General features: G+C 58.2%; 21 protein-coding genes. 16 read left to right on the top strand and 5 right to left on the bottom strand.

Features of this window, described 5'->3' with window-relative positions; all coding sequences use genetic code 11:
- The coding region (locus B3Y70_RS16385) for a DNA-formamidopyrimidine glycosylase family protein (RefSeq protein WP_288590127.1) at positions 1-152 on the bottom strand (152 nt) is incomplete at its 3' end.
- A gap of 187 nt (positions 153-339) precedes the next feature.
- Here B3Y70_RS16385 and B3Y70_RS16380 point away from each other — a divergent pair.
- Positions 340-1,518 carry a DesA family fatty acid desaturase gene (locus B3Y70_RS16380; protein WP_011787152.1) on the top strand — a complete coding sequence of 393 codons (1,179 nt, stop codon included), beginning with the start codon at positions 340-342 and terminating at the stop codon, positions 1,516-1,518.
- A gap of 37 nt (positions 1,519-1,555) precedes the next feature.
- Here B3Y70_RS16380 and rsmD read toward each other — a convergent pair whose 3' ends face one another.
- On the bottom strand, positions 1,556-2,191 hold the full coding sequence (gene rsmD, locus B3Y70_RS16375; protein ID WP_288590125.1) for a 16S rRNA (guanine(966)-N(2))-methyltransferase RsmD: 636 nt from the start codon (positions 2,189-2,191) through the stop codon (positions 1,556-1,558).
- Positions 2,192-2,395: 204 nt separating this feature from the next.
- Here rsmD and ftsY point away from each other — a divergent pair, with 204 nt between their 5' ends.
- The 8 genes from ftsY to B3Y70_RS16335 all read left to right on the top strand — a co-directional run bounded on the left by ftsY (position 2,396) and on the right by B3Y70_RS16335 (position 10,573).
- Complete coding sequence (ftsY, locus tag B3Y70_RS16370; protein WP_288590123.1) at positions 2,396-3,613, top strand: signal recognition particle-docking protein FtsY; 1,218 nt, start codon at positions 2,396-2,398, stop codon at positions 3,611-3,613.
- A 27-nt stretch (positions 3,614-3,640) separates the two neighbouring features.
- Entirely contained in the window at positions 3,641-4,315 is a 675-nt protein-coding gene (gene ftsE / locus B3Y70_RS16365; RefSeq protein ID WP_014422980.1) for a cell division ATP-binding protein FtsE, read from the top strand.
- Positions 4,305-5,309, top strand: coding sequence for a permease-like cell division protein FtsX (ftsX, locus tag B3Y70_RS16360; protein WP_286893178.1), 1,005 nt, complete (start codon positions 4,305-4,307; stop codon positions 5,307-5,309). Before ftsE ends, ftsX begins: the two co-directional genes overlap by 11 nt.
- A 192-nt stretch (positions 5,310-5,501) precedes the next feature.
- Positions 5,502-6,362: an RNA polymerase sigma factor RpoH gene (gene rpoH / locus B3Y70_RS16355; protein WP_014422978.1), complete on the top strand. Its 861-nt coding sequence runs from the start codon at positions 5,502-5,504 to the stop codon at positions 6,360-6,362.
- A 250-nt stretch (positions 6,363-6,612) separates the two neighbouring features.
- A complete protein-coding gene (locus B3Y70_RS16350; RefSeq protein WP_273031604.1) occupies positions 6,613-7,524 on the top strand; it encodes an NAD(P)-dependent oxidoreductase in 912 nt (303 codons plus the stop codon).
- Positions 7,525-7,544: 20 nt separating this feature from the next.
- Positions 7,545-8,324, top strand: a complete 780-nt coding sequence (gene hyi, locus B3Y70_RS16345; RefSeq protein WP_199451582.1) for a hydroxypyruvate isomerase — start codon at positions 7,545-7,547, stop codon at positions 8,322-8,324.
- A 103-nt stretch (positions 8,325-8,427) separates the two neighbouring features.
- Positions 8,428-9,108 carry a response regulator transcription factor gene (locus tag B3Y70_RS16340; RefSeq protein WP_153741731.1) on the top strand — a complete coding sequence of 227 codons (681 nt, stop codon included), beginning with the start codon at positions 8,428-8,430 and terminating at the stop codon, positions 9,106-9,108.
- Positions 9,095-10,573: a HAMP domain-containing sensor histidine kinase gene (locus tag B3Y70_RS16335; RefSeq protein WP_199451581.1), complete on the top strand. Its 1,479-nt coding sequence runs from the start codon at positions 9,095-9,097 to the stop codon at positions 10,571-10,573. Before B3Y70_RS16340 ends, B3Y70_RS16335 begins: the two co-directional genes overlap by 14 nt.
- A 2-nt stretch (positions 10,574-10,575) precedes the next feature.
- On the opposite strand, the gene B3Y70_RS16330 is transcribed toward B3Y70_RS16335, so the two are convergent.
- On the bottom strand, positions 10,576-10,857 hold the full coding sequence (locus B3Y70_RS16330; protein WP_011787142.1) for a hypothetical protein: 282 nt from the start codon (positions 10,855-10,857) through the stop codon (positions 10,576-10,578).
- Between the two features lie 281 nt (positions 10,858-11,138).
- Here B3Y70_RS16330 and greB point away from each other — a divergent pair, with 281 nt between their 5' ends.
- Both greB and B3Y70_RS16320 read left to right on the top strand, forming a co-directional pair.
- Positions 11,139-11,654 (top strand): transcription elongation factor GreB, encoded by a 516-nt coding sequence (gene greB / locus B3Y70_RS16325; protein WP_014422972.1) that lies wholly within the window; start codon positions 11,139-11,141, stop codon positions 11,652-11,654.
- Between the two features lie 116 nt (positions 11,655-11,770).
- Positions 11,771-12,217, top strand: a complete 447-nt coding sequence (locus B3Y70_RS16320; protein ID WP_114434973.1) for a hypothetical protein — start codon at positions 11,771-11,773, stop codon at positions 12,215-12,217.
- A gap of 22 nt (positions 12,218-12,239) precedes the next feature.
- Here B3Y70_RS16320 and B3Y70_RS16315 read toward each other — a convergent pair whose 3' ends face one another.
- Both B3Y70_RS16315 and B3Y70_RS16310 read right to left on the bottom strand, forming a co-directional pair.
- Positions 12,240-12,554: a site-specific integrase gene (locus B3Y70_RS16315; protein WP_011787139.1), complete on the bottom strand. Its 315-nt coding sequence runs from the start codon at positions 12,552-12,554 to the stop codon at positions 12,240-12,242.
- Between the two features lie 124 nt (positions 12,555-12,678).
- Positions 12,679-12,939, bottom strand: coding sequence for an acyl-CoA-binding protein (locus B3Y70_RS16310; protein WP_011787138.1), 261 nt, complete (start codon positions 12,937-12,939; stop codon positions 12,679-12,681).
- Between the two features lie 272 nt (positions 12,940-13,211).
- On the opposite strand from B3Y70_RS16310, the gene tssB reads away from it, so the two are divergent.
- The 5 genes from tssB to B3Y70_RS16285 form a co-directional block, all read left to right on the top strand.
- Positions 13,212-13,709, top strand: coding sequence for a type VI secretion system contractile sheath small subunit (tssB, locus tag B3Y70_RS16305; RefSeq protein WP_011787137.1), 498 nt, complete (start codon positions 13,212-13,214; stop codon positions 13,707-13,709).
- Positions 13,710-13,770: 61 nt separating this feature from the next.
- The gene (gene tssC, locus B3Y70_RS16300) at positions 13,771-15,252 is read left to right on the top strand and encodes a type VI secretion system contractile sheath large subunit (protein ID WP_011787136.1); all 1,482 of its coding nucleotides are present in this window, start codon (positions 13,771-13,773) and stop codon (positions 15,250-15,252) included.
- Positions 15,253-15,255: 3 nt separating this feature from the next.
- Positions 15,256-15,693, top strand: a complete 438-nt coding sequence (gene tssE, locus B3Y70_RS16295; RefSeq protein ID WP_011787135.1) for a type VI secretion system baseplate subunit TssE — start codon at positions 15,256-15,258, stop codon at positions 15,691-15,693.
- Positions 15,694-15,991: 298 nt separating this feature from the next.
- Complete coding sequence (gene tssF, locus B3Y70_RS16290; RefSeq protein ID WP_023008686.1) at positions 15,992-17,764, top strand: type VI secretion system baseplate subunit TssF; 1,773 nt, start codon at positions 15,992-15,994, stop codon at positions 17,762-17,764.
- On the top strand, positions 17,728-18,126 hold a 399-nt coding region (locus B3Y70_RS16285), incomplete at its 3' end, for a type VI secretion system baseplate subunit TssG (RefSeq protein WP_288590118.1). The genes tssF and B3Y70_RS16285, both read left to right, overlap by 37 nt.

The raw sequence follows: 18,126 nt of genomic DNA, 5'->3' as shown, positions 1-18,126 counted from the left end.
CGGATGGTCTTGCCCTCCAGGTGCTCGGCCAGATCCGCCGGCACCGGCCAGCGCAGGCTGGGGTTGCGGACAATTACCCGCTGGATGGTCTGGCCTTCGCAGTGAGGCGCGATGCCCTGACGGGTGGTTTCAACTTCAGGTAATTCCGGCACAGAGCCTCCACCAACAGACAGATTTTGAGACGAAACAGTGTAATCGGTAACAAAAAAGCCGCCAAACCTGGTTGTCCAGGCTTACACCTGTACGCTAGAGTGGGCCTAACGATCACCCCCTTCGAGTGCCAGCGACATCCCTCAGCAGTATCGCCTTTCGAAGTTAATCGAGTTTCGAGGATTATCTATGTGGTTTAACGGTCTTCTGGACCTTTCTGTGTGGCAGCTGATCGCGGTCACTCTGGTGATGACACACATCACCATCGTCAGCGTTACCCTTTATCTGCATCGTCATTCGGCCCATAACGCGCTGGATCTGCATCCCGTCCTCAAGCATTTTTTCCGCTTCTGGCTCTGGCTGACCACGGCCCAGAACACCAAAGAGTGGACGGCCATCCACCGTAAACACCATGCCAAGTGCGAAACCGAGGAAGATCCTCACAGCCCGGTGGTGCTGGGTATTCGCAAGGTGCTGTTTGAGGGCGCCGAGTTATACGCAGCTTCTGCCACCCCTGAAACCCTTGAGCGCTATGGCCAGCGCACCCCGGAAGACTGGGTCGAGCGCAACCTCTACAGCCGGTACAAGACCCTGGGTATTGCCTTGATGGCAGTGATCAACCTGGCGCTGTTCGGGGTGCACGGCATCTGGATCTGGGCGGTCCAGATGATGTGGATTCCGGTATGGGCTGCCGGCGTGGTCAATGGTATCGGCCATTACCTGGGCTATCGAAATTTCGAATGCGCCGATAACGCCCGCAACATCTCGCCGCTGGGTATCCTGATTGGTGGTGAAGAGCTGCACAACAATCACCACACCTATCCGAATTCGGCCAAGCTGTCTCGTCGCTGGTACGAAGTGGACATCGGTTGGGGTTACATTCGTCTGTTCCAGCTGTTTGGTCTGGCGACGCCGAAAGGCTACCGGCCTATTGCTCATTATGTTCCGGGCAAGCAGGCGGTGGACGTGGAAACCGTTCAGGCTATCGCCAATAACCGCTTTGTGATCATGCGCCAGTATCGCAAGCGAGTAATGGAGCCGGTGCTGCGACAGCAGAAAGCGTTGATGGACGACGAAATTCGTCCCCGTTATCGCAAGCTCAAGCAATTGCTGTCTCGCGAAATCAGCCTGATCAAGCCTCGGGAAAAAGAACATCTCGACACGGTGCTGGAGCGTAACGAAGTGCTCAGGCTGATCTACGAGAAGAGTCATGAACTCCAGGCACTCTGGCGCCAGCGCGGGCTCAAGCCCCAGGACAAGCTGCAGGCGTTGATGGAGTGGTGTCGTGACGCCGAAGCCAGTGGTGTTCGTTACCTGGAAGAGTTTGCCGCCCACCTGCGGGCGTATTCCTTGCGCCCCGCCAGTTGAGTTTCGCCTGCCTGTAGGACATCGCCGGAAGCCTCTGTTATTGGGCTTCCGGTTCTTCTCTCTGTTCAACCCGGAAAAGACAGTAGCTGACCTGGCCGGCCGATTTCTGTCGGTGCAGATGCCAGCTGGCCGGTACCGCCGGCAAGGCTCTTTCACTCTCGTGCTCGACATAGATCCAGCCACCCGGCGTCACCCATTGCTGGGCGTCCAGTAGCGGTATCAGGCGTTCCAGCCAGCCTTGCCGGAATGGCGGGTCCATAAACACGATGTCGTAGCCTGGGCCGTCACGCCTGGCCAGAAACTGTTCCACGTCCTGGCAGGCGACATCCCCTTTGCTGGTTCCCAGCAGCCGGAGGTTGTCCCGGAGCGCTTTGGCCAGGGCGGGGGTGTGGTCCACCAGCGTTGCCTGCGCTGCTCCACGGGACAGTGCTTCCATTCCCAGAGCCCCGGAACCGGCGAACAGATCCAGGCACCGGCTACCGGCCAGGTGGAAGTTCAGCCAGTTGAACAGGGTTTCCCGGGTGCGGGCCGGGCTGGGCCGCACGCCGCCGGCGTCCGGAAAGCGCAGTTTCCGGCTGCGCCAGTCGCCACCGATGATTCTCAGTTCGCCGGTTCCGGAGCCTTTGCCTGGTGAGACGACGGGTTTTTTGCGGGCTGGGGGACGTCGTGCCATAGGGGCGAGGCTCCGGGGAAGTCATGGATGGCTGATGTTTGCGGCTATGGTACCGGAATCCACGAGACCGGTTAATCCTGCCCCATCACTTGTGCCGGCCAGTCTGTTAGAATGCTCCACTTATTTTGGCGAGCTGAGGTTCTTGTGCCCTCTTCGCGAACCTGCGGCCTGTGCCCGCCCTTTTTTCAGACAGATGGATAGATTATGACGGCAGAGTGGATTTCAGTCGGCCTGTTGGCCCTTCTTGTTCTGTTTTTTGTGCTGGATATCGCCGGCAACCGCAAGCGTGCGCCCCGGCCCAAGCCGGTACCTCAGCGTAAGCCGGAGGTGGCCAGGGGGCCGGCTCCTGTGCCAGCGGAACCGGAGGCCGAAACTGAAGTGCCGCCTGAACCCGCGGCAGAAGCCACTGAGCCGGAAGCGGCTCAACCGGCTGTTGAGCCGGCTCCCGCGCCGGAACCCGTTCCGGCGCGGGAGCCTGAGGTTGAGCGCGAACCGGAAACCCGAGTCAGTGTCTTCGAGCGCATCAAGCAGGGTCTGGGGAAAACCCGGGCCAGCCTGACCGGTGGTCTGGCCGACCTGTTCTCGGTGGGCAAGAAGATTGACGAAGATCTGCTGGAAGAAATCGAAACCACGTTGCTGATGGCCGATGTGGGTGTGACCGCCACCTCTGAGATCATCGACGCCCTGACCGAGAAACTCGAACGCAATCAGCTGAAAGATGGCGAGGCCCTGCGCAAGGCGCTACGGGATGAGTTGCATGGCCTTCTCAAGGACGTGACCCGGCCGCTGGAGATCGATGCTGGTAAACAGCCATACGTTATCCTGATGGTTGGCGTGAACGGAGTCGGCAAAACCACTACCATCGGCAAGCTCACCATGAAATTCCAGAGCGAGGGTAAGTCGGTCATGCTGGCCGCGGGTGACACCTTCCGGGCGGCGGCGGTTGAGCAATTGCAGGTCTGGGGCGAGCGCAACAACGTTCCGGTAGTGGCCCAGCATACCGGCGCAGACAGTGCATCGGTAATTTTCGACGCCATCCAGTCTGCTCAATCCCGGGGTGTGGATGTGGTGATTGCAGACACCGCCGGTCGCCTGCAGAACAAGGACAACCTGATGAACGAGTTGTCCAAGGTCGTTCGGGTGATGAAGAAGCTGGATGAATCTGCGCCTCATGAGGTGATGTTGGTGCTGGATGCCGGCACCGGTCAGAATGCCCTGAGCCAGGCCCAGGTATTCCAGCAGGCAGTGGGTGTCTCCGGCATTACGCTCACGAAACTGGACGGCACGGCCAAAGGCGGTATTGTGTTTGCGATCGCCCGTCAGCTGCAGTTGCCAATCCGCTATATCGGGGTAGGAGAACAGGCCGAAGACCTGCGCAGCTTCGATGCCGAAACTTTTGTGGATGCGTTGTTCGAAGACTGACGCCGTAAAGACGGAGTAGCTGCCCCGATGATTGAGTTCCGCCAGGTAACCAAACGCTACGACAGTGATCACACCGCACTCAGGGCTGTGAACTTTCACCTGGATCGTGGTGAGCTGGCGTTTCTGACCGGTCATTCCGGCGCGGGCAAGAGTACCCTTCTGAAACTGATCATGGTGATGGAGCGCCCGACAGCGGGTGAGGTGATCGTGGGGGGGCAGAAACTGAATAGCCTGCCCCGCCGACAGATTCCTTACATCCGGCGTCATATCGGTGTGGTGTTCCAGAATCACCAGCTGTTGTTCGACCGCACGGTGTTCGACAATGTGGCCATGCCATTGGAGGTGATGGGGGCCTCGCCGGAAGACACCGGCCGGCGCGTGCGGGCGGCACTGGACAAGGTTGGTTTGCTGAAAAAGGAAAAGATGAACCCCATGCAGTTATCCGGGGGTGAGCAGCAGCGGGTCGGTATTGCTCGTGCGGTGGTAAACAAACCACCCGTACTGCTGGCGGACGAGCCGACCGGTAACCTGGATCCCGAATTGTCTGCAGACATCATGCGGTTGTTTACCCAGTTCAGTCAGGTTGGGGTAACGGTACTTGTGGCAACCCACGATATTGCTCTGATTAATGAAATGAATCGACGTACGCTGACTCTGAATCAGGGCCAACTGGTTGCTGGCGGAGGTGTGAGTGGCCACTGACTCTCGCCAGAAGCCGGATAATCGCCGGGGCGCTAACCGTTCGCGATCACTGTTGAGTGATCAGGCCCGGAGTTATCTGGGCCACCACCGGAAAGTAGCCCGGGATTCTATCCAGAGAATGTGGAAAACCCCGGTAGCCAGCGCCATGACCTGGACAGTGATGGGGGTAGCTCTGGCCTTGCCGGTTGCCCTGCTGTTGCTGTTGACCAGCCTGCAGGGTGTGAGTGCGGGCTGGGAGAGCACGGCCAGGATTACCGCCTATCTGGCGATGGACCTGCCGGCGGAGGAAGCCCGGGATATGGCCGCGGACATTGAAAGCGATGGGCGAGTGGTATCGGTTCAGCTGGTCGAGCGTGACCAGGCCCTGGCCGATTTTCGTGCCAGTTCCGGGCTCGACGAAGCTCTGGATTTCCTGGAAGAGAATCCTTTGCCGCATACGCTGTTGATTACACCCGAAGACAGCGCTCGCTCGGCAGAGGGTGTTCAGGCACTGGTGACGTTTGTCGAGAATATGAACGGTATCGATCAAGTCCAGGTCGACCTGGGCTGGCTGCAACGCCTGAACGCAATGACCGACATCCTTGCCCGCGCCGTCTGGGCGCTGGCTTTGTTGTTGGGGGCTGCGGTTATCCTGGTGATTGGTAACACGGTACGTCTGGCCATCGAGAACCGGCGGGATGAAATCCTCGTGGCAAAACTGGTGGGCGGAACCGATGCTTTCGTTCGTCGCCCGTTTCTTTACACCGGCGCCTGGTTCGGGCTCGGGGGTGGCCTGGTGGCGTGGTTACTGATTCAGGTGTCGCTCTGGTGGTTAAGCGGCCCGATCGAGCGTCTTGCCGGGCTGTATCGCAGTGAGTTTACCTTGCAGGGGCCGGGGTTCGATGGCGCGTTGGCATTGATAATCGTAGCGATGCTGTTAGGCTGGCTGGGCGCCTGGGTTGCGGTGAGGCGTCATCTGGATGACATAGAGCCGGGCGATATTGCTGGAGGCTGATCCGGATCGCGGGAAAACCGTATTGAAAAAAGAGTCTTTTCTGACGTAGTTTGATTTGTAGAAAAGCAAAGGCGATCTTTCCAGATGTATGATTTTTAACGTTTTACTGGGAAGTTCGGGAACTAATTGAGTTCTTGGCGGTCTCATATTGAGTTGCTATATTTAAAGGCTGTCAGGTTCGGAGGTTAATGCATGGGTACGAGTTTACAGCTGGTTGACAGACTGGTTCCGGGTGCGAATCTCGAGTCATATATCCAGGCGGCGAGTCGCATTCCTGTTCTCTCCGTTGATGAAGAGCGGGAACTGGCAGAACGGCTGCACTACCATGGCGATGTTGAGGCCGCGCGTCAGTTGGTGCTGTCGCACCTGCGCTTTGTGATTCACATTGCTCGCAGCTATTCTGGCTACGGCCTGGCCCAGGCCGACCTGATCCAGGAAGGCAACGTTGGCCTGATGAAGGCCGTCAAGCGGTTTAATCCTGAGTATGGCGTGCGTCTGGTGTCGTTTGCCGTGCACTGGATCAAGGCGGAGATTCACGAATTCATTCTGCGTAACTGGCGCATTGTGAAAGTGGCCACCACCAAGGCCCAGCGCAAGCTGTTCTTCAATCTGCGCAGCCAGAAGAAGAAGCTGGCATGGCTGAATCACGATGAGTTGAAAGCGGTCGCCAATGATCTGGGTGTCGAGCCGCACGTGGTGCGGGAAATGGAAGGTCGTCTGGCTTCCCAGGACACCGCCTTTGACGGCCCGATGGATGATGACGAAGACAACGCCTACCAGGCGCCGGCTTATTACCTGGAAGATCGCCGTAGCGATCCGGCGGTTCAGCTGGAAAACGCTGACTGGTCTGAGGACTCCAACGGCCGGCTGATGCAGGCGCTGGAGCAGCTGGACGAGCGAAGTCAGGATATTCTGCGTGAACGCTGGTTGTCGGAGAGCAAGTCGACGTTGCATGAGCTGGCCGACAAGTACGGGGTGTCCGCTGAGCGGATCCGCCAGCTTGAGAAAAACGCCATGAAGAAGATCCGGGTGCAGATGGCCGAGGTCGCCTGAGGTTTATTGCCAGCCCGGAAGCTGAAAACGCCACCACCGTTCGCGGTTGGTGGCGTTTTTGTTTGTATAATCCGCCTACTCATATTTATCTGAGCCTTGGGGGCGGAAGCGCTTGGGAGGGCCTTTCCAAAAAACGCTCCTTGCGGCACATCCCTGTGGCGCTTCTGCTCCGCCATCCGTGGCTCCGCAAATTTTTGGAAAGGCCCTCCCAAGCGCTTCGTCATTCCTCGTGCGTGTAGGAAGAACAAAGATGACTCATATGAACCTTCGAATTTCTTTTCTCGGCATCGGCCTGATGGGCACGCCGATGACCCGTAACCTGCTGGACGCCGGTTTTTCCATGACGCTCTGGAATCGCACCACCAGCAAATGCGAGCCCTTTGCCAGCGAAGCGACGATCGCCGGGACGCCCGCCGAGGCGGTGGCGGAGGCCGATATCGTGATCGCCATGCTGGAAAATGGCCAGGTGGTGGATGATGTGCTGGTGAAGCAGGGTGCTATGGCTGCGGTGAAGCCGGGTGCGCTGGTGATCGATATGAGTTCGGTGCAGCCTTCGCTGGCGCGGGAACATGCCGAGCTGGCCGCAGAGCAGGGGGCCGGTTATGTCGATGCACCGGTATCTGGCGGCACGGTGGGTGCGGCCGAGGCTCGTTTGAGTATCATGGCGGGCGGCTCGGAAGCCGATATCGAGCGGGCTTTGCCGGTGTTCAATGCGCTGGGCAAATGCACCCGCATCGGGCCGGTGGGGGCCGGTCAGCTGGCAAAGCTGGCCAATCAGGCGATTGTGGGGATCACCATCGGGGCTGTGTCGGAGGCGCTGTTGCTGGCAGCCAAAGGTGGCGCGGATCCGGCCGCCGTGCGGGAAGCGCTGATGGGCGGGTTTGCCGGCAGCCGGATTCTGGAACTGCATGGCCAGCGGATGATTGACCGGGACTTCGCGCCGGGCGCTCCGGCCCGCATCCAACTCAAGGATATGCGTATGATTCTGGATGAGGCCCGCTCGGAAAATCTGACCCTGCCGCTGGCCCAGCAGGTGCATAATGAATACCTTGCCCTGGTCGCCAATGGCCACAGCGATGTCGATCACAGCGGCTTGTTGCTGGAGCTGGAGCATCTGAACGGTTCCTTGATGGGTTCACTGGGCCGAGGCCCCAAGCACTGAATTAACCGGAGAAATCTGCCATGCCCCGTTTTGCTGCCAACCTGAGCATGCTGTTTACCGAAGTGCCGTTTCTGGAACGTTTCGCCCGGGCCCGAAGTGCCGGGTTTCATGGTGTGGAGTATCTGTTTCCCTATGAGTGGCCGGCAGAACAACTGGCGGAGCGGCTTCAGAGCAACGGGCTGGAACAGGTACTGTTCAACCTGCCGCCCGGCGACTGGGCAGCAGGGGAGCGAGGCATTGCCTGTCTGCCGGATCGCATTGAGGAGTTTCGCGCCGGTGTCGAGCAGGGCATTCACTACGCCCGGATGCTGGACTGCAAGCAGCTCAACTGCCTGGCGGGTTTGAAGCCCGAATCCGTTGCCGAGGAAGAGGCCTGGCAGACCCTGGTGGCGAATGTGCAGTACGCAGCCGACCGGTTCGCCGAAGCAGGCCTGACCCTTTGTCTGGAAGCCATCAATTCGCGGGTGGACATGCCGGGCTTCATGCTCGATACCAGTGGCAAGGTGATGGCGCTGATTGAGGCGGTGGAGGCAGACAACGTGCGCCTGCAATACGATCTCTATCACATGCAGATCATGGAAGGGGACCTGATTCGCGGCATTGAGTGTCTGCTGCCCTGGATCGGCCATATCCAGTTTGCGGACAATCCGGGCCGGCATCAGCCAGGAACCGGGGAGATTAACTTTTCGAATGTTTTCTCTGCGATAGACAGACTGGGTTATGGCGGCTGGGTGAGCGCAGAGTACAGGCCCACCGGGGCGACAGAGCCGTCTCTGGGCTGGTTTTCGGAGGCAAACTGACCGTCGCCATAGGCGACACCCTCTTACAAGATCGTAACTGGCCGGTTCCCGGAGTTCTTCGTACCCTTGTTGTTAATGTTTTCCGCTATCAGGAGGAGCACCGGTGAAAGCGCTGGTAATCGAAGACGATCGGGATGTAGCAAATTATCTGCTAAAGGGACTGAGGGAATCCGACTTCGTGGTGGATCATGCGGCCGACGGCAAGGAAGGCATGATGATGGCGGCCAGTGAAGAATACGACATCATGATTGTCGACCGGATGTTGCCGGGTATGGATGGCCTTTCCATTATCAAGACGGTAAGGGCCACGGGCAACCAGACGCCGGTGCTGATTCTCAGTGCCCTGGGCGATGTCGATGACCGTGTCGAAGGGCTGCGTGGCGGTGGCGATGACTACCTGACCAAGCCGTTCTCTTTCACCGAGCTGTTGGCGCGCATCGAGTCACTGATCCGGCGCAACCGTCAGGCCGCCGAGACCGAGACCGTACTGAAAGTGGCCGATCTGGAGATGGACCTGTTGGCCCGCACCGTAAAACGCGCCGGCCAGAGTATTGATGTCCAGCCCCGGGAGTTCCGGCTGCTGGAATACCTGATGCGTAATGCCGGGCAGGTGGTTACCCGTACCATGCTGCTGGAGAAGGTGTGGGACTATCACTTCGACCCCCAGACCAACGTGATCGACGTGCATATCAGCCGTCTGCGCGCCAAGATCGACAAGGAATTCGATACACCCCTGCTGCAGACAGTGCGGGGGGCGGGATACATGTTACGTGAAACTGCTTAGTCAGCTCAGAACATCGTCTTTCCAGCTTGCCCTGCTGTATATGGTGGTGTTTGCCACCTCGGTGTTTCTGCTGTTGGCATTTATCTACTGGCGTACAGCCGGGTTCATGACTGCCCAGACCGACGAGACCATTGAAGCGGAAATCGCCGGCCTGGCGGAGCAGTATCGCAGTCGTGGTGTAAATGGTCTGATCACCATCATCCGGGAACGGGTGGCCAGGGATCCGAATGCCAAGTCCATTTACCTGTTGACCACAGACGACTTTCTGAAACTGGCCGGGAATATTGAAACCTGGCCAGAGGGCAGCCGCTCGTCTGACAGCGGCTGGATCAATTTTACCCTGAATCCCTCCGTTGGCTGGCAGGGCCCCGAGCGCCTGGCCCGGGCCCGGATCTTTGAGGTCCAGGGTGGTTTGCGCTTGCTGGTGGGGCGCGATGTGGATGACCTCACCAACCTCAAGCGGGTGATTGAAACTGCCATCAACTGGGGTATGGGCATCACCCTTGCCCTGGCGCTCCTGGGTGGCTTCCTGATGAGCCGAAGCACCACTCGCCGCATTGAAGTGATCAACAACACCTCTCGCCGGATCATGAATGGGCACCTGTCCCTCCGGATTCCGACCCGTGGGACCGACGACGATTTTGATCAACTGGCCGAAAACCTGAACCAGATGCTGGACCGGATCGTGTATCTGATGGAAGGCATACGCCATGTTTCCGACAGCATCGCCCATGATCTTCGCACTCCACTGACGCGACTGCGTAACCAGCTCGAAAACACGCTGATTACGGTCGACAATGACGAGGCGCGCGAGCATGTCGGGCAGGCTGTGGCAGAGGCTGACCAGCTGCTGGCCACCTTCAATGCCTTGCTGCGCATCGCCCGGCTGGAGACCCGGGGCAACTCGGCCGACATGAAAGCGGTGGCGCTGGATGAACTGGTCAGCGATGCCTGTGAACTCTACGAGGCCCTGTCTGAGGACAAGGATCAGAGTTTCTCTCAGGAACTTGAGCAAAATGTCCGGATTGAGGGAGACCGGGATCTCCTGTTCCAGATGATCAGTAACCTGATCGACAACGCCATCAAATACACGCCGGAGCATGGTGCCATCAAGGTGGTCGTTCGCCGGGACGGCGGCGGAGCGGTGTTTGAGGTTCAGGATTCCGGTATCGGTATTCCGGATGATGAGAAAGACCAGGTTTTCCAGCGCTTCTACCGGGTTGGCAAGAGCCGCTCGTTACCCGGCAATGGTCTGGGGCTCAGCCTGGTGTCGGCGGTGGCGGAGATTCATCAGGGCCAGATTCTGCTGAGTGATACCCATCCTGGGGAAGACATGCCGGGCTTGACCGTCACGGTCCGGATGCCAGCGTACACCGCCGTAAAAAAGCGGATCAAGGCCACACAGTCTGAGAATGGTGGTTCAACGGAGGAGGGTCGCTCCTCCGCAGAACCCGGCACGGCCTGAGATTACTGGCTGGCGCGAAAGCGGTTGATACGGCTCAGGACAGGGCCAAGTACCGCGTCGGCCCGTGACTCGACCTGCTGGCTGATATGATCAAACTGCGAGCGACGGCGATCCACCTTGGCCTGAATACTGTCCCACTCGCCTTCCAGATGCTTCTGTTCGGCCATCAGAAAGGCCGCAATATTGTGGCGATTGACGCGGCTGGTGATGCCCAGCTGGTCCAGCCGGAAACCCAGGCTATCCACCCCTTCAAGTGCCAGATTCATCAGTTTCTTGGTATCCATTAGCATATCTCCATGCAGAAAAGATCAGGTGTCATTGTCGGCCACGCTAATCCTTGGCGCTAGAGTGTTCAACCTAGATTGCGGAACGGATGCCTTGCCAAAAGGTAATCGCATGGCCACAGGCAGGTAATGGTCAATGTGCAGAATAGAGGGTGTAGATGCGGAAGCGGGCGGATGATCTGCTTGCTTCCCCCTCCAGCACAGCGCTAGCCTTATACCCCGTGATTCACGGGGTTTTTTTTGCCCTTCCGAAATGCATTGTTTCTTGAACCAGGACACCCATGGCCAACCAGACGCCTTCAGGCAACAACCGGCCGCGCTATATCACCCCCGAAGGTGAGCAGGCGCTCCGGGATGAGCTGCAATTCCTATGGAAAGTAAAGAGACCAGAGGTTACCCAGGCAGTACGTGAAGCGGCTGCCCTGGGAGACCGGTCCGAGAATGCCGAGTACATCTATGGCAAGAAGCAGCTTCGGGAAATCGACCGCCGCGTACGCTTCCTCAGCAAGCGGCTGGATGAGGTCTCGGTGGTGGATCGCCTGCCAGAAGACCGGAGCCGGGTATTCTTTGGTGCCTGGGTGACCATCGAGGATGAGGACGGCAGTGAGCAGGAGTATCGAATCGTGGGTGCCGATGAATTCGATCTCGAAAAAGGCTATCTCAGTATCAATTCTCCGCTGGCCCGCGCGCTCATTGGCAAGCATCTGGATGACGAGGTATCGGTGAGAACCCCTGAGGGCTGGAAGCAGGTGGTGATTACCGATATCCGCTACCAAATGGCCTCGAACGACAAGTGAGTGCTGTCACAAAACTGGCTTTTGCCTGGGCAAAGGGTCATTTTTGGCGATAGACTGATCAAATATTGTCACCCGTCAGGGCAAATGGATGATCGGCTAGGGTTGGGATGAGCACCATGAATGTCAGGAAACAGACAGAGGAAAAACGAGCCGGGGCAGCGTTGCTGGCGTTGCCGTTGATGCTGCTGACGACCTTGCCTGCCTATGCCCAGAGTGACGATGACGCCGCGTTTGAGTACGAAGAGCGCTCCACTATCGACACCATTCCGTTTCGCTCGGTCGCGGAAGAGGAGCTGGCTAATACCGTAATTGAGGGCGGGCTGGCAGCGCCGGCGGCCGGGGTACCGGTGCAGCAGGCAACGGATGACGATTTCTATCTGGACCCGCTGGCCCTGCAGCCGAGAGACCCGCGAACCGATCTGGGCCGTTCCGAGATTCCCGTCGAGATCCGTTTCAGTAACCCCAAAGTGATACCGGGCCAGAGCCACGGCAACAATTACGTGATCCGGCCACCGGAGAACCGCACCTACGATACCCTGAATACCAATCTCACCGGTCGTTAAACATCGGCCCCGCTACTCGGCCTCAGGCAGCGGCTGAATCCGCTGCAGCAGCGGGCCTGCCGAGCACATCTTCGTAGAAAAAGCTCAGAGCCTGACTGGCCTGATTCAGTCGGGCCCGGGATACCCGGATCTTTTCACTCAGATAGGTCAGGAACAGCTTCTGATCCTCTTCGGCCAGATTGTCCGGATCCTTCAGATCATGAAACAGCACAAACCGGCTGATCCAGTGCAGATAGGTTTGCTCGGCGCGTTGATTCAGTTCGCGTTTGCGGATGGCGGCCTGTACCTGGCCAATCATGCCTGGGCGCGATTGCTCCAGGGCCTCAGTAATGTCCATGGTGTTTACTCGTTCAAAAGCTTGTTTTTGTTATGTTGCGCGCATCATATGACAAACGTTTGAACGGCGCAAAATTCTGGCGGGTGCGGTGCCCCGCCGTCGGTGTGGCGGCGGGGCAGGGGCGTTACTTCAGGGATTCAAGTTTGTCGATGTACTGCTGCATGGCGTCATCGCTGGACATGCCCTTGAGTTTCTCCCAGGCGTCGTACTTGGCCCGGCCAACAAAATCCATCATGCCCGGACGCTTGCCGCTGACATCGCCTTCGGTGGCCTGCTTGTAAAGGGCATAGAATTCCAGTTTCAACTCGTTGGAAGGTTTGAAGTCGCCTTCCGCGGTCTGGATGTAGTTTACCGCTTCTTCGAATTTCGCTTTCAGGTCACTCATGTTGTGTCTCCGTGGTGTTGGTGGTTTTTTTCCATTCAAGTATGCCGGCAGTATAGCGACGGGGCTGGTTGGCGTCATTGACCGAAATAGCGGTTTTCCGGTCGCCCTGGCAATCTGGCAAAAGTTTGCCCAAGCACACATTTTGAGCCATCGCTGGCCAATTTTTGCTTGAGAACCCTGGGTGACCTGTGTACAGTTTTACGCGTTGTCTGCCAGGAGGGCAGACACCAAGGATCGATACAATTGCAAATGACTTGCACAGGGAGCACGCCATGTCTGCCAAAGACGGTTCCGTTGCGCCGAAAGAGCGCATCAATATCAAGTATGTCCCCGCCACAGGCGATCAGCAGGCCGAAACCGAACTACCACTGAAGATGTTCGTGGTTGGTGATTTCAAGGGTCACGCTGAAGAAACCCCCATTGAAGACCGTAAGGCCATTTCCGTCGACAAGAACAACTTCCGTTCTGTCATGAAGGAAGCGGGTCTGACGCTTTCCACCAGTGTTTCCAACAAGCTCGAAGACGGTGCCGACGACCTCCCCGTGAATCTCGAATTCCAGGGGCTCGAAGACTTTTCTCCGGACAGCATTGCCCGCCAGGTCCCTGAGCTCAAGAAGCTGATTGAGCTGCGTGAAGCCCTGGTTGCCCTCAAGGGCCCGTTGGGCAACGTGCCTTCGTTCCGTTCCAAGCTGCAGGAGCTGCTGGACAACGACGACGCCCGGGAAAAGCTGTTGGCTGAACTTGAGCTGGCCACCGACGGCGGCGAGTAATCGCAACACCGGAACCCGGTAACCTACACCGATTATCAATCACGTACTGAAGGGATGTGGTATGTCTGATACTGCTGTGCAGCAATCTGCTGCCTCCGAATCCGTAGCAGAAGGCTCTCTGCTTGACCAGGTCATGGCCAACAGCCGTATGGCGCCGGCCGATGAAGGCTACGATGTTGCCCGTAAAGGGGTGGCCACGTTTATTGCCAACCTGCTGAAGAGCGATGAAAAAGGCCAGCCGGTCAACAAGGCGCTGGTCGACCAGATGGTGGTCGAGCTGGATCGCAAAATCAGCGCCCAGATGGATGAGATTCTGCACGCGCCCAAGCTGCAGGAACTGGAATCGTCTTGGCGTGGCCTGAAACTGATGGTGGATCGCACCGATTTCCGCGAGAACATCAAGGTGGATATCCTCCATGCCACCAAGACCGAACTGCTGGAAGATTTCGAATTTGCTCCGGACGTGACCCAGACCGGCTTCTACAAGCACATTTATGCCGCCGAGTATGGTCAGTTCGGTGGTGAGCCGGTGGGCGCGATTGTCGGCAACTACGCCTTCAGCCCATCAACGCCGGACATGAAGCTGCTGCAGTACGTGTCGTCGGTTGGCGCCATGTCCCACGCGCCGTTCCTGTCCTCGGTTGCACCGTCGTTCTTCGGCGTCGACAGCTACCAGGAACTGCCGGCTATCAAAGAGCTGAGCGCCGTTTTCGAAGGGCCGAAATACGCCAAGTGGCGTTCCCTGCGGGAATCTGAGGATGCCCGTTACCTGGGCCTGACCGCACCGCGCTTCCTGCTGCGGGTGCCTTACGATCCGACTGAAAACCCGGTGCGCAGCTTCAACTATAAGGAAGATGTCTCCGGTGACCACGAGCATTACCTGTGGGGCAATACCTCCTACCTGCTGGCCACACGCCTGACCGAGAGCTTTGCCAAGTACCGTTGGTGCCCGAACATCATTGGTCCACAGAGTGGCGGTGCGGTGGAAGATCTGCCGGTGCACACCTTCGAGTCCTTCGGTCAGCTGGAAGCCAAGATTCCGACTGAGGTACTGATTACCGACCGTCGCGAATACGAGCTGGCGGAAGAAGGTTTCATCGCCCTGACCATGCGTAAAGGCAGCGATAACGCCGCGTTCTTCTCCGCCAACTCGGTGCAGAAGCCCAAGCAGTTCCCGAACACCAAGGAAGGCAAAGAAGCGGAAACCAACTACAAGTTGGGTACCCAGTTGCCGTACATGATGATCGTGAACCGCCTGGCCCACTACATCAAGGTGCTGCAGCGAGAGCAGATCGGCTCCTGGAAAGAGCGTCAGGATCTGGAGCGGGAACTGAACACCTGGATTCGCCAGTACGTGGCCGACCAGGAAAACCCGCCTGCAGACGTCCGCAGTCGCCGCCCCTTGCGTGCCGCGAAAGTGGAAGTCTCCGATGTAGAAGGCGATCCGGGCTGGTACCAGGTCTCCCTGGCAGTGCGTCCGCACTTCAAATACATGGGCGCCAACTTTGAACTCTCGCTGGTTGGCCGACTGGACAAGGATTAATCCGTGTTCGGCGGCACCGGCACTGACGGCGTTCGCAACACCGGCAGCCTGTTTGAACGGCTTGAACAGGCTGCCGCTCCTGCGGGCCAGAGCATGGGGGAGTTCACTCATGTGGTGGAATCCATCAAGCGCCACCTGGTGCGACTGCTGAACGCCCACCCGGGCAACAGCAGCAGCGCACCGGATCTTGGCTTGCTGGATTTCAACGACGCCACGCTGGGCACTCATGACCTGAGCATCCAGATTCGCGGGGCCATCCGTCAGTGCATTGAGAAGTTTGAGCCGCGGGTTAAGCGGGTGGATGTGGTGGCTATGCCACCGGGCCCGGACCCGTTGCAGTTGAAGTTCCAGGTGACGGTCTACCTGAACGTTGCAGGAAGCGATGATCGGACGACGATAGACCTGGTTTTGGATGATAAGCGGTACTACCGGGTTGTTTAGACTTGGTGGCTGGAGGAGATGGGGACACTTTTCTTCTGGGAAAAAATAACTCGCTTTGCTCAGACATCTTTTTTCCCGCCAGAAAAGTGTCCCCATCCCCTCCGGCAAACCTGAGTGGAATGCGGCCGAAGTTTTTGAAGGCAGGTATGAGAGTCAGGGTGTGGGTAGTCTTTCCAAAAGTGTGCGGAGCCATGGATGGCGGAGCCCAAGCGTCTCATGGACGGGCTAGAAGCGTCTTTTGGAAAGACTACCCACATCCTGGCTCGGAGCCAGACCGAGCAGTCAAGGTGCAGTAAACATGAAGTTAAACAGGTTCTACAGGGATGAGTTGAGCTTTCTGCGGTTGCAAGGCAGGGAATTTGCCGAAGCCCACCCGCAGCTCACCCGCTTTCTATCCGAACAGAGCACCGACCCGGACGTAGAACGGCTGCTGGAAGGCTTCGCCTTCCTGACCGGCAAACTGCGGGAAAAAGTTGAGGACGAGTTTCCGGAGCTGACTCATTCGCTGCTGAACATGCTCTGGCCCAATTATCTGCGGCCAGTGCCCAGCTGCACCATCATGCGCTTTGATCCACAGCTGCATGCCATCAGTGAACGTCAGGTTGTTGATCGTCATACCGAGATCAAGAGCCGCCCCTTGGGCGACGCCAGCCGCCAGACCCAATGCCGGTTCCGCACCTGCCGGTCGGTGGATATTTTTCCGATCAGTGTGGCCGAGGCTAATGCCGAGCACTCACGGGAAGTTTCCTCCGTGACCGTAGACCTGGCGCTGCATACGGACCAGCCACTGAATGGCATTGGCCTGGAAAATCTGCGCTTTTACCTGGGCGGCGACAACCACACGGCAGAGACTCTGTATCTGTGGCTGAACCATTACCTCAGCCGTATGGAACTGGTGGTGGGCGACCGTGTGGTCAGCCTGCCTTCATCCCTGTTGCAGCCGGTTGGCTTTGCGGCAGATGAGGCGATCCTGCCTTACCCCAAGAATGCTTATGCCGGCTACCGGATTATCCAGGAGTACCTGAGTTTCCCGGAGGCCTTCCGGTTTGTTGATATCACCGGCCTGAAATCCCGGTTGCCAGCGGTGCAGGCTGATGAGATCAGTCTGCGTTTCCACTTCAGCCGGATTCTGCCCCCGGACACCCGGGTAACCCGCGACTCCATGCAGTTGTACTGCACTCCAGCGGTTAATCTGTTCAGCCACGAAGGCGAGCCGGTAGACCTGAACGGTCGCCAGACTGAATACCGTATTTCACCCTCCAGCCGCTGCCCGGAACACTACGAGGTGTTCAGTATCGAGCAGGTTGAGGGCTGGCTGGAAGGTCGTTCCGGTAGAGGCGAGCCGCGCATCTACACGGCGTTCGAGAGTTTCCAGCATGAAGTGGAGCGAGATCGCGGCCGTACCGCCCTGTACTACCGGGTACGTACCCGGGAGAGCGTGCGTGGTGATGGTTTTGATCACTACATTTCCTTTGTTCGCGGTGATGAAACCGAATGTCTGAATCGTCAGGAAGCGGTCTCGCTCACGCTCACCTGCACCAATCGCCAGTTGCCACAACAACTGGCGGTCGGGGAAGTGTGCATGGCCACCGAGAGCACACCGGCCTTTGCCGCGTTCAGCAATATCACGCGCCCGACGGCGACCCTGCGGCCGACCCTGGATGGCAGCCTGTTGTGGACGCTGATCTCCAACCTGTCATTGAACTACCTGTCGATGCTGGATGTGGATGCCCTGCGCACCGTGCTGCGAGTGTATGACTTCCGGGCCCTCGTCGACCGACAGGCTGAGCGGGTGTCCCAGAAGCGGCTGGCGGGTATCACGGGCATCACCACCAAGCCGGTTGACCGCATGATTCGCGGGCTGCCGGTGCGCGGTATCCGCTCAGAGCTGCAGCTGGATCAGCATGGGTTTGCCAGTGAAGGTGACCTCTACCTGTTCGGCACGGTGTTGAGCCAGTTTTTTGCGCTTTACGCGAGTATCAATGCGTTTCACCAACTGGAAGTGGTGAATACAGACAATCAGGAACGGTACACATGGACGTTACAGCAAGGTCAGCAGCCGCTGATGTAGCCGGGCTGGAACCCGTTCTCGGCAACGCGCGGCGATACAGTTTTTTTCAGCTGGTGGATCTGATTCACCGGCACCATGGAGACGACCTGGAGCGTGGCGGTCACGATGAGCCCCGCCAGGAACGCATCCGATTCTCGGCCTCGGCCGGCCTGGGGTTTCCTGGCAGCGATGTGGTGTCGGCGCTGTCGCCGGAGCATGAGCACGCCCCCTATCAGATGGAAGTCAGCTTTCTGGGGCTTCACGGCTCCCAGTCGCCACTGCCCGGTTATTACCTGGAAGATCTAGCCTGGGAAGCGGGGCAGAATCTCGGTGTTCGTCGGCATTTTCTCGATTTCTTTAATCACCGGCTGGTGACCCTGTTC

It is taken from the genome of Marinobacter sp. UBA5687 (assembly GCF_002420325.1).
In the GTDB taxonomy this organism is placed as follows: Bacteria; Pseudomonadota; Gammaproteobacteria; order Pseudomonadales; family Oleiphilaceae; genus Marinobacter; species Marinobacter nauticus.
This window is presented reverse-complemented; position numbering and strand designations above follow the sequence as displayed.

Excerpts from the sequence above, each read along its gene's own strand:
- B3Y70_RS16380 (WP_011787152.1), top strand. The coding sequence starts at position 340 with ATGTGGTTTAACGGTCTTCTGGACCTTTCTGTGTGGCAGCTGATCGCG.
- rsmD (WP_288590125.1), bottom strand. The coding sequence starts at position 2,191 with ATGGCACGACGTCCCCCAGCCCGCAAAAAACCCGTCGTCTCACCAGGC.
- ftsY (WP_288590123.1), top strand. The coding sequence starts at position 2,396 with ATGACGGCAGAGTGGATTTCAGTCGGCCTGTTGGCCCTTCTTGTTCTG.
- ftsE (WP_014422980.1), top strand. The coding sequence starts at position 3,641 with ATGATTGAGTTCCGCCAGGTAACCAAACGCTACGACAGTGATCACACC.
- rpoH (WP_014422978.1), top strand. The coding sequence starts at position 5,502 with ATGGGTACGAGTTTACAGCTGGTTGACAGACTGGTTCCGGGTGCGAAT.
- B3Y70_RS16350 (WP_273031604.1), top strand. The coding sequence starts at position 6,613 with ATGACTCATATGAACCTTCGAATTTCTTTTCTCGGCATCGGCCTGATG.
- hyi (WP_199451582.1), top strand. The coding sequence starts at position 7,545 with ATGCCCCGTTTTGCTGCCAACCTGAGCATGCTGTTTACCGAAGTGCCG.
- B3Y70_RS16330 (WP_011787142.1), bottom strand. The coding sequence starts at position 10,857 with ATGGATACCAAGAAACTGATGAATCTGGCACTTGAAGGGGTGGATAGC.
- greB (WP_014422972.1), top strand. The coding sequence starts at position 11,139 with ATGGCCAACCAGACGCCTTCAGGCAACAACCGGCCGCGCTATATCACC.
- B3Y70_RS16320 (WP_114434973.1), top strand. The coding sequence starts at position 11,771 with ATGAATGTCAGGAAACAGACAGAGGAAAAACGAGCCGGGGCAGCGTTG.
- B3Y70_RS16315 (WP_011787139.1), bottom strand. The coding sequence starts at position 12,554 with ATGGACATTACTGAGGCCCTGGAGCAATCGCGCCCAGGCATGATTGGC.
- B3Y70_RS16310 (WP_011787138.1), bottom strand. The coding sequence starts at position 12,939 with ATGAGTGACCTGAAAGCGAAATTCGAAGAAGCGGTAAACTACATCCAG.
- tssB (WP_011787137.1), top strand. The coding sequence starts at position 13,212 with ATGTCTGCCAAAGACGGTTCCGTTGCGCCGAAAGAGCGCATCAATATC.
- tssC (WP_011787136.1), top strand. The coding sequence starts at position 13,771 with ATGTCTGATACTGCTGTGCAGCAATCTGCTGCCTCCGAATCCGTAGCA.
- tssF (WP_023008686.1), top strand. The coding sequence starts at position 15,992 with ATGAAGTTAAACAGGTTCTACAGGGATGAGTTGAGCTTTCTGCGGTTG.